Source organism: Streptomyces sp. NPDC051907 (assembly GCF_040681075.1).
In the GTDB taxonomy this organism is placed as follows: Bacteria; Actinomycetota; Actinomycetes; order Streptomycetales; family Streptomycetaceae; genus Streptomyces.
Genome location: NZ_JBFAYB010000167.1, coordinates 1 through 9796, shown reverse-complemented (window position 1 = coordinate 9796; position 9796 = coordinate 1). Strand labels below are relative to the sequence as shown.

Genomic DNA, 9796 nt, shown 5'->3' with positions numbered 1-9796 from the left:
GAGCGGCTTCGGATCCTCGCGCTGATCGAAGCGCGCGTCACCAAGATGGGTGGGGGATCGCGGGGGAAACGCCCGCACACCACCTTCCTCGGCGGGATCTTCTCCTGCCCGTACTGCAAGAAGGGCATGACCGGCAGCGGCGGCGACCGGGGCCGTATGTACCGGTGCCGTACCCGGTCGGTGTACGGCAAGGACGCGTGCCCCGGTGTGGTGGTCCGAGCGCCGCGTATGGACGCGGCGGTCGAGGCGATGTGGCTGAGCCACGTCTCGGCCCTCGAGTACGGATCCCCTGGCCTCGATGCCATCGTCCGACGCTGGGCGGTCCTCCACGACGTGGAGAAGGGGGCTCGTCGTGAGGAGGTCATAGCAAGCCTCGACGCAGCCAAGGCACGCCGCGACAAGCTGGAGCACGACTTCTACGTCGAGGGCACGTTGGCGGAGGAACGATTCAAGGCCCTGTCGGCTGAGCAATCGGCAGTGATCGAATCGCTTGACCTCGAAGCCGCTGAACTGGCTCGGGAGGCTGACCTGTCGGTCTTCTTCGCGGACGGCGAGGCGCTGGCGGACGCGTGGGCGGAGTCGACGCTCACGGACCGGCGCATGCTCCTGGGGTGCGTCTTGAAGTCGCTGACGATCGCTCCCGCTCGCTTCCCCGGGGATCGTGCGCCGATCCTCGACAGGGTTGTCCCGCGATGGGTTGCATTATGGTCCCGTATGCGTAGGTCTCGGGTTCGAATTCCGAAGGCGAACGAAGGCCCAGGTCAGGTGGGGGAGCGCCCTCCCTGCAGTGTCGCAAGCGTTGCTGGTGGACAAGTCAGCAAACTGGAGGCGTTCGACGAGACGGTGGAGCGGCGGCAGATCTCCTTGTGCGTCTTCTTGCGGCTTCGCCCGCATCACGACCTACAGTGCACCGGTGTCCGTTGCTACAAGGCTGGCAGCCCCGTGCTCTATGCCGACGCCATGTCCGCCGAGGGGTCAGTCCAGGTGCTGCTGGAAGAAGGCGACCGCCTCCATGCCGACCCGAACGCGGACAGTCGGGGTCGGCAGGTTCCGGAGCGAAGAAGTTTCCGGGGTGACGAGACCGCAGACTCCGGGGGCTACCTGTACCGCCCGCACTCGGGGATCCGAGAGGTCTGCTGCTCCGGCATCCAGCGCACGTCGTGACGACTCGCCCAGTGGACTTTTCCGCAGCACCTCCAGAGCGCCGGGGAACTCGGGGATCTCCGGCAAAGGGGCCGCTCCCGTCAGTACAGCCCACTGAAGAATGTCAACGGCCATGCAGTTCTCCCCAGAGGCGGCCAGTAGTTCTCCCCACTGACGGGCAACGAAACGTCCCCGGTGGCGGCCAGATATCTCCCCGCTACCGGTTGGTGTGGATCAACTGAAGGGCTTCACGCCCTTGCCGTTGGTGGCCTCGGTGAACCTGAACGAGTCACCTTGAGTGATCGTGACGTGAGCATGATGAAGGAGCCGGTGGACTTCCGCGGCACGTAGGCGATGACGCGGGCCCTCAGGGAGCGGGGGACACCGACGAAAGGTCGGCATCATGATCGCGATGCCGACCTTTTCGCCATGTCCGGGTGTGGTCTGGCTGGTCAGGGTGGGGTGTGGGAATGGTGTCATGCAGGACTGCCGGCAGAGAGCACCGGCGGGACGCGCTCGCCAGCGATTGAGGCACGTCCCGTTGTTCGCCCCCGGGGCAGGAGGCCCCTCAGGCGGAGTGGTCGGATGTGTCGCGGTGCATGCCCTCGAAGTGGAAGGCGTTGATATAGCAGTCGCGAGGCTGGCCGATCGCGAAGGTGATGCAGTCGATCACGGATTGCGCGGCGAGGGGATCGTGGGCGCCGCGTGGTGTCGTGTCCCATTGCGGGGACAGCGGGTCGCGACCGCTGTTGAAGTCCGGCGGGTAGAGGGAGACGACGCGCACGCCCCGGGGGCGCAGTCGGCGCGAGAGGGCTTCGGTGAAGCCGCGTTGGGCGTGCTTGGCGGCGAAGTACGCCTCGTGGGCGGTGGGGTGCTGGGCTCCTGGGACGCCGCAGGCGGAGACGATGGTGACCACGTCGGGGCGGTCGGAGGCGAGGAGCAGGGGCAGCAGGTTTTTGGTGACGAGGATCGTTCCGGTGCCGGCCGAGGCGAGCGTGTCGATTACGTCCTCGTCGGAGGCGGACAGCAGGTCGGGGCCCTCCAGCCAGCGGGCGCCATTGTTGACCAGGACGTCGACGCGGTCGGTCCGTTCGCCGAGCGCCTTGGCGAACGCGCGGACCGAGGCGGGGTCGGAGAGGTCGCAGGCGAAGGCGTGCACCTCCTCGTAGCCGCGTGCGTGTATCTCCGCGCGGGTGCGCTCGGCCGCCTCCAGCGTGCGGGCAGTGAGGAAGAGTTCGGCTCCGAGCTCGGCGAAGTGGTGGGCGAGCGCGCGGCCGAAGTCGCGGCCTGCGCCGGTGAGGACGATGCGGTGATCAGCGAGGTTCACGTTCATGGTGTTCCGTCGGTTGAGGTGGGTAGGGCGGTGGTGCGGCTGAGTGGTGCGGGCCGACCGGTTGGCGGGCGAGGCTGGCGAGACCGATCGTGCCTGGACGCACGGCTCCCCGGCGGTGCGGCACGGTCAGGAGTTGGACCATGAGCGGGCAGACAGGGCGAGGCGGAAACCGTCGGGGCTTCGATCGTCAGGCCCCATTCGTTCCCGCAGGGGCTGGGCGAGGAGGCGCGCTGGCCACGGGCCCGAGCGTAGCGAGCGTTGATCTTGCTCGCATCGGTCCGCAGTCCTAGTCCCGAGGGCGTGAGACCTGCGCGGTGCGAGATCTGGGTCTGTCCGTTGTGGTGGGGAGGTCAAGCGACTCGACCTATGACTGGACACTGTTCGATCCTTCACAGATCCGCCGTCAGCCCTGAGGCGGGCTGCTGGCCCGGGCCGTGGGAAAACGGCCGACACAGCGCGGGAAATGATCTTTAGGTAGAGGTGCGTAGTCCCTGAACGGCGAGTTTCGTCGGTGCTCCGTAGCAGGCAGTCGATCTCGGCGCGGCCGCTGCGGTCCGGTGTCAGGAGAGGGCGTGGATGCGGGTTGTGAAGTCGCGTACTTCTGGCAGGGTTCGATCGTGCTGCATGAGGTCGGCGGCGATCGTTCGTACGGATGCGCGGCGGACTTCTTGGGGTGCGGCGTGCTCTGGCCAGGAGCGCCCGGCAGCAGTGGTCCGGCTTGCCCCGTTGGTCGAAGGCGCGGGCGACGTCGATCCAGTACAACCGTCGCCTTCAGCGCGTCTTCTACACCTCCGCGCTGTTCAGTATCCGAAGGTGCGACGAATCCCGCCGTTACCACGACCGCAAACGAGCCGAGGGTAAACGCCACACCCAAGCCGTCCGCGCCTTCGCTCGCCGCCGCGTCGACGTCTTCTGGGCCCTTCTGCGGGACGGACGATGCTACGAACCGAAGCTGGTCGCAGCCTGCGCAGGCGCGGGGTCGCGGCGCACACCGGCCGCCTTCACCGTCTGGTGCCCCCGCCGCACGCACCCGAGCTCTCGGCTCGTTGCAGGCTCTCAGCTGTCGGTGGTCAGAACCTCCACCAGGGCCTTGACAGCGACCACTGCCTCCAGAGGGGCCAGCACGAGCACCGGATCAGGGGTCTGCAACAGGAATCCGCTCCAGACCCGGAAGACAGCGCTGCTGTCCGCCCCCTCCTTCGCGAAGGAGATGCATCCCGGCAGATACCTGACGTCGTCGCGCCCTCCGGGCACCCAGGGATGAGGACCGTCCGAGAACCGGAGGTAGTTGTGACTGGTGGATGGATGCCACTGGCTCAACGCGCTTGCCCGGGCAGCCAGCACCAGTTCCTCCTCAACAGGAGGCACCCACGAGTCCGTGCCCCGCAGCAATGCATCATGAGCTCGTGCGCATTGCATCTGCCAATCCCAGTCGTCTTCCAGCGACCATTGGGCGCCATCTCCCATGCGCCGAGTCTGACCGAACCCCTGAGCGCAGGTAACCCCAATGGGAGAGGACTTGGCACGCGCCGCCCTCGCCGCTTGACAAACCGCATGAGGAATCGATGCGACAGGTCACCCGCACGGCGGTCCGTACTGTCTACGACGGTCTCCAGGGTTTCTGTTGACGATTTCGAAGTCGATTCCGAGTCCTGCGCCGTGCTCGATGACGGTGTTCTTGAAGCCGGTGTCGACCCAACTCTTGGAGATGCTGGGGTAGGCCTTCTTGGCGTGGTCGAGGAGGCGTATTCCTACGGCGTTTTCCGAGAGGCTCGCGGCGGTGACGGTCACGGGGAGGATCAGGCCGATCGTGTCGGTGATGATGCCCCTCTTCCGGCCCACGCTTCTTGGCGGCGCAGCATGGCCAAGGCAGTCTGGGGGATGGTGTGGCGGGACGGAGGCACGCCAGGGCCGATCGCAGGCGCGACCCGCCCGCCGCGCATACCGCCACATGGCCGCAGTCGGCGTGCCCGACTCGTGTGCTGCTGGTCTCATCGCATGGGTGGCGCCCGGACGTGCGGGCGCCTCGAATCCGTGGAGATCCCCCATGCGCAAGGCAGTCCTCGCTGTGGCGCTCGCCGCCGCTCTGTCCACCGCCGTTCCGGCCATGGCCGCCGACACCGACCCGCAGGACACGGGTCGCAACGGTCTGAACGTGACCGGCCTGACCGACGACCAGCGTCTCGTGCAGTTCCGCGCCAGCAGCCCCGGGACGGTGACCTCGATCGGGACCGTCACCGGCCTTGACGGTGACACCGCACTGGTCGGGATCGACTACCGCGTCCAGAACGGCCTGCTCTACGGCGTCGGCAACGCCGGCGGCGTCTACACCCTCGACACCAGCAACGCCGTGGCGACGAAGGTGTCCCAGCTGAGTATCGACCTGCAGGGCACCTTCTTCGGCGTGGACTTCAACCCGGCCGCCGACCGGCTGCGGGTCATCAGCGACACCGGGCAGAATCTGCGCCACAACGTGAACGTCGCGATGGGCGGCACCGTCATGGACGGCACGCTCACCACACCGCCCGCCACTGACCCCGCCCTGGGGGTGACCGGCGCCGCCTACACCAACAACGACCTCAATGCGGCCACCGCCACCAGCCTGTTCGACATCGACACCACCACCGACCGCGTCGTCCTGCAATCCCCCGCCAACGCCGGCACCCTCGCCCCCACCGGAAGCCTCGGCGTCGACGCGGGTCCCAGCGCGGGCTTCGACATCTACTTCTCGCCCGAGACTGGCGCCAACCGGGGCTTCGCCGCCCTGCAGACGTCCGGCTCCTACCGCTTCTACAGGGTCAACCCGCTGACCGGACAGGCCGACGACGCAGGCGGCTTCCCCTCCAACGGGCAGGTCTTCGACATCGCCCTCCCCCTGAACCAGCAGAGGTAGGCAAGTCCGCGGGTGAGCCGCATCTCGCACATGTGGCGGCTCACCCGACCGGCGCCCCGTCGCCAGCAGTGTGGGCCAGGCACGGTGGCCGCAGCGAGATCGAGGCGGGCGGCCATGTTGAGGTTCACCTCGCCGTACATCAGCCGCTGCCACGCTTGGCGACCGCCGCGCCCTGACCTCTTGCCGGGGCATCGTCCAAGGCGCCGGCCACGGAGAGCGGGCGGGTACTTCTGCGTGCTGTCCTGCTGGACCGGCCGCGCCTCTTCGCCTTGACTGGTAGGCACCGGGTCAGACGTCAAGGCGCTGCCCCTCCAGGTCAGGAGTGACCATGGCAACCATCAGGAACATCGTTCTCGTGCACGGTGGCTTCGTGGACGGATCGGGCTGGCAGGGGGTCTACGACCACCTGAGCGCCGACGGATACAAGGTGGCCGTCGTGCAGAACCCGACCCTGTCGCTGGCCGGCGACGTCGCCGCCACCCACCAGGTCCTCGACGGCCTCGACGGGCCGGCCGTGCTGGTCGGCCACTCCTACGGCGGTGTCGTCGTCACCGAGGCCGGCAGCCACCCCAACGTCGCGGCACTCGCCTACATCGCCGCGTTCGCACCGGACAAGGGCGAGTCCGTCAGCTCCCTGATCGCCGACCCGCCGCCCGGGGCCCCGGTCCCGCCGATCCTGCCGCCCCAGAACGGGTTCCTGTTCCTGGACCGGGACAAGTTCGCGGCCTCCTTCGCCGCCGACGTGCCCGAGAAGCTGGCGACGTTCATGGCCGACTCGCAGGTCCCCTGGGGGGTCGAGGCCCTCGAGGGGGCCATCTCCGAACCGGCCTGGCAGACCAAGCCGTCCTGGTACCTCGTCGCCACGGACGACCGCATGATCCCGCCGCCCGCCCAGCGCGCCATGTCCGAGCGGGCCAGGGCCACCGTCTCCGAGACCCCCGGCAGCCACGCCGTCTACGTCTCCCGCCCGGACGTCGTAGCCGCCGTCATCGCCCAAGCCGCCCAGGGAACCAACGGCCAAGCCTAGAGTTCGCTGGGAGAGTGCTCCTGCTGCCTCCTGGGAGTCCGGTCAGTCGACGGTGAAGTCCACCGCCTTGGTGTCCAGGGCGGTGGTGCCGTCCTCGGCGGTGGCAAGAACAGCGACATGCCAGGAACCGCGCGGGGACGAAGCGACCTCGGCGGTGGTCACCGCGGCCGTATACACGCACCTCACGGTGTCGGCACCGGCGGGTTTGCAACGGGCCGACTCCGCCTGGGCCATCTCCTTGGCGGTCGGCTGCTTCGCGGCGAGTCCGGACTTCTCCAGCCAGGCCATCACCTGGAGGCTCTTGACACCGGAGGACGCCGTGACCTCGGTGGAGAAGGCGAACGAGTACCTGCGAGGATGGCGACACTGGCGACGACGGACAGGGCGATACGAAGGGACATGGCGAGTTCTCCGTAACTCTCTCGAACGCTCTCGGCTGAAGGGACCAGCGCTGTCGACCGCGCCGCTGCACGATGCGCGCAACGCGCAGTCATCCCGGACGTGAGCACGGAAACTCAGCTCGGCCTGGGTGATCGGTCAGGGCCGGCCGGTAGAACATCTCGGGGTCCTTCGGGGGAGTGCTGGGCACAGTCACTCGTCGAGGACTGCGGCCAGTACGGTCGCCTCGTAGCGGACGGCCAGTTAGTCGCCGCTGACTTGCCTGTCGTCACCCGTCGCTGCCTGGCGCACCACCCCTGGGACTGGTGGCCGACACCGACAAGGCCGTCCGGCCCCGCCCCCTGCAACGCTTCCGCTACCAGCGCGCGGGTGCCCACAAGGTCTTCGAGGTACCCGGCGTGTCCCCCATCGCCATGATGAGCCACCCGGGCATCACCACCCGCCTCATCGAAACCGCCGCCAGTGCCGCCATCTGACCTCGGTCCGCCAAAGCCCCGGGCCGCACTGCTTGGTCGATGGCGGACGGGGCCGAACTCAGCGGTCGGTCGAGGTCCTGCCGAGAGCAGCGCGAACCTTGCGCTCGACGAGGATGGGAACGAAGTCTCGTACGGGCTGGCCCTTGAAGGCTGCGTGGGCCTCAGCGACAGCGGCCTCGATCTCGGCAGGGGACCGGGTTGCGCTGTACGCGGCGGTGAGGCGTTCGGCGAGTGCCCGGATCGCGTCTGCCTCGCGTTCATCGATTGCCACTGCGCTCCCCTGACCTGGAAGATCCGCTCAGCCGCCCCCAGCATTCTCACGCGCGAGCACCGTGACGTCATGATCATTGCACGGCGCGTGCGAGGTGTCGCCGAAATCCGGCCGCCCCTGATGGGCCCGGAGGGCCAGGCTGACCAAGGTCATGAGCAGATCGACGTCCGTGTCGCATTCCAGGCGTATGGTCACCCAGTGCGAGCCCGGCACGAGCCGGATCGCGGTCGAGCGTCTCAGGTCGCTCTCGAAATGGTGGATCATCCTGGCGGTCAGGTGCAGGTCGACCCGTCGGCCGGAGTGGAAGTGCGCGATCTCGGCTCTGGCCGAGCGCAAGCCACGGCCGGCGCCGCAGCCGGGCTGAGCCTCGGTGAGGTCCGGCCAGCTCGCGAGTTGCGTCAGGGCACGCAAGGCCGTGGTCATGACGCCATCATGGTGCGCTCACCGACACTCCACCAAGGCTTGAGACAGCCGTAACTCGACCGTAGAGCCGGAATGGCCGATTCGCCACGCCGGACGGTGTCGCTGACGATGTGCTCCTGTCGGCGCCGTCCGCTGCAACAAGAGCCTGCGGGTGCTGCCGGACCACCTGCTCGACGGTGACCCGCCGCTGGACGTCCTCGTCGTACCTGGCGCCCGGCACCCCGGCGTGAGGTGTCCAACCATGTGATCACCAGCTGGATCCGCAAGACCTCCGACACCGAGTGGACCACCGGGGTCCACACCAGAGCCCTGCTCCCATCCGATTGACCACTTCCGTCTCACACCGGCACGGCCCCGGTTCCCGGAGCGGCACATACTCGCACAAAGAGGGAAGTGGAAAGCTTGGGGCATGTCCCTTCGACCATGGCTGGACGTTCGGCGTTCCTGGAAGCAGAGTCACGTCCCCGCGCTGATCGTGATCCCACTCGGGCTGATCGTCACGGTCTGTGTGGTGGATGTGCTGTCTCCGCCGCACATCCACCTCGGTCCACTGCTGGTGGCGGCACCCGCGATCACGGTGGCGTTCGCCGGTGTCGGCGTGACGGCACTGATGGGAGCTCTCGCGGTGGCGGCCCAGGTGGTGATCGGCGTGCTCAGAGGGGTCCTGTACACCGCCAACATCCAGGCCCAGATCGTTGCCCTGATCGTCGTCTCCGTCGTATGTGTGACCATCTGCGTGGTGCGGGACCGGCGTGAGCGGCAGCTGCACCGGGTACGGTCGGTGGCCGAGGCCGCCCAAAGTGTGCTGTTGCACCCACTGCCCGCACGCTCTGGCCCGCTGCGGATCGCCGGCCTGTACATCCCCGCCGAGGAAGAAGCCGACCTGGGTGGAGACCTGTACGCGGCAGCACGAACCGTCCACCACAGCACCCGGCTCCTCATCGGCGACGTACGCGGCAACGGCCTGGCCGCGATCAACAACGCCGCCCTGCTGCTCGGCGCCTTCCGCGCAGCCGCCCATCGGCAGGCCACCCTCCCTCGCCTCGCCGTCCACTTGGACGGCGCGTTCCGCTGGGACGCCATCCAGTGGCGATCAGAGACCGAAGACGACACCAACGAGGACTTCGCAACCGCCCTGCTGCTCGACATCCCCGACCACGATCCGGTCGTCCACCTCATCAGCTGCGGCCACCCACCCCCACTCCTCCTGCGCGGGAATCACATCACCCCACTCATGCCCGAGGCGAGCCACCTCCCGATCGGATTCGGCGGACCCTTCGGCATCGCCGCCTACGACGTCCAGACCTTCCCGTTCCAGGTCGGCGACCTGCTGCTCCTCTACACAGACGGCGTCATCGAAGCACGCAACGCCGACGGACTCTTCTACCCCTTCACCGAACGGGCGCCGCAGTGGCCCAAGGACGACCCCGACGAACTGCTGCGCCACCTCCAGGACGACCTGCTAGCCCACGTCCACGGCCACCTCGACGACGACGCGGCCGTCGTCGCCATCCGCCGCCTGTCAGTCTGATCCCCCGCCACCTGGGCCGACCGTCGAGTAAGCACTTGAGTTGGGACCACGGTGCCGAGGTCTTTTGGCCCCACCCTCGAACCGGCGGTCGACGGATCACCCGAGGCCCTGACGGCCGCTTCTCGCTGGCTGCGCTTGCGGTACTGAAATTTTCAGAGCCACCCGACATTGGGGTAGTCCATGCCGTTGGACACGGGCAATCGTGCGGGCCGGGTGGGGTGCCCTTGCGAGCGGCGCTGCGGGACGTGAAGAGCCTGGGGGCCCTGGTCCTCAATCACGCGACGTCCGACGACCTCGGCC

Annotated in this window: 10 protein-coding genes and 3 pseudogenes; 6 read left to right on the top strand and 7 right to left on the bottom strand. The window is 68.0% G+C overall.

Annotated elements, in window-relative coordinates; translation table 11 throughout:
• The coding region (locus AB0M39_RS40280; RefSeq protein WP_365373661.1) for a zinc ribbon domain-containing protein at positions 1–1164 on the top strand (1164 nt) is incomplete at its 5' end.
• A gap of 213 nt (positions 1165–1377) precedes the next feature.
• Here AB0M39_RS40280 and AB0M39_RS40275 read toward each other — a convergent pair.
• A pseudogene (locus AB0M39_RS40275) lies at positions 1378–1485 on the bottom strand (ATP-binding protein); the annotation flags it as partial.
• 226 nt (positions 1486–1711) lie between these two features.
• Positions 1712–2470, bottom strand: coding sequence for an SDR family oxidoreductase (locus AB0M39_RS40270; protein WP_365373664.1), 759 nt, complete (start codon positions 2468–2470; stop codon positions 1712–1714).
• 760 nt (positions 2471–3230) lie between these two features.
• Between AB0M39_RS40270 and AB0M39_RS40265 the strand changes: the two are divergent.
• Positions 3231–3425, top strand: a pseudogene (locus tag AB0M39_RS40265) (IS110 family transposase); the annotation flags it as partial.
• Between the two features lie 107 nt (positions 3426–3532).
• Here the strand turns inward: AB0M39_RS40265 and AB0M39_RS40260 are convergent.
• Both AB0M39_RS40260 and AB0M39_RS40255 read right to left on the bottom strand, forming a co-directional pair.
• On the bottom strand, positions 3533–3943 hold the full coding sequence (locus AB0M39_RS40260; RefSeq protein WP_365373667.1) for a hypothetical protein: 411 nt from the start codon (positions 3941–3943) through the stop codon (positions 3533–3535).
• A gap of 147 nt (positions 3944–4090) precedes the next feature.
• Positions 4091–4324, bottom strand: a pseudogene (locus tag AB0M39_RS40255) (IS5/IS1182 family transposase); the annotation flags it as partial.
• Between the two features lie 199 nt (positions 4325–4523).
• On the opposite strand from AB0M39_RS40255, the gene AB0M39_RS40250 reads away from it, so the two are divergent.
• A complete protein-coding gene (locus AB0M39_RS40250) occupies positions 4524–5369 on the top strand; it encodes a DUF4394 domain-containing protein (protein ID WP_365373658.1) in 846 nt (281 codons plus the stop codon).
• Between the two features lie 328 nt (positions 5370–5697).
• Positions 5698–6396, top strand: coding sequence for an alpha/beta hydrolase (locus tag AB0M39_RS40245; protein WP_365373656.1), 699 nt, complete (start codon positions 5698–5700; stop codon positions 6394–6396).
• 42 nt (positions 6397–6438) lie between these two features.
• Here the strand turns inward: AB0M39_RS40245 and AB0M39_RS40240 are convergent, their stop codons facing one another.
• Positions 6439–6687 (bottom strand): DUF5707 domain-containing protein, encoded by a 249-nt coding sequence (locus AB0M39_RS40240; protein ID WP_365373653.1) that lies wholly within the window; start codon positions 6685–6687, stop codon positions 6439–6441.
• 413 nt (positions 6688–7100) lie between these two features.
• Here AB0M39_RS40240 and AB0M39_RS40235 point away from each other — a divergent pair, with 413 nt between their 5' ends.
• The gene (locus AB0M39_RS40235; protein WP_365373651.1) at positions 7101–7271 is read left to right on the top strand and encodes a hypothetical protein; all 171 of its coding nucleotides are present in this window, start codon (positions 7101–7103) and stop codon (positions 7269–7271) included.
• A 58-nt stretch (positions 7272–7329) separates the two neighbouring features.
• Here the strand turns inward: AB0M39_RS40235 and AB0M39_RS40230 are convergent, their stop codons facing one another.
• The gene (locus AB0M39_RS40230; RefSeq protein ID WP_365373649.1) at positions 7330–7542 is read right to left on the bottom strand and encodes a three-helix bundle dimerization domain-containing protein; all 213 of its coding nucleotides are present in this window, start codon (positions 7540–7542) and stop codon (positions 7330–7332) included.
• A 27-nt stretch (positions 7543–7569) separates the two neighbouring features.
• On the bottom strand, positions 7570–7965 hold the full coding sequence (locus tag AB0M39_RS40225) for a luciferase family protein (RefSeq protein ID WP_365373646.1): 396 nt from the start codon (positions 7963–7965) through the stop codon (positions 7570–7572).
• 409 nt (positions 7966–8374) lie between these two features.
• Here AB0M39_RS40225 and AB0M39_RS40220 point away from each other — a divergent pair, with 409 nt between their 5' ends.
• Positions 8375–9496 (top strand): PP2C family protein-serine/threonine phosphatase, encoded by a 1122-nt coding sequence (locus AB0M39_RS40220; protein WP_365373643.1) that lies wholly within the window; start codon positions 8375–8377, stop codon positions 9494–9496.
• Positions 9497–9796: the final 300 nt, after the last annotated feature.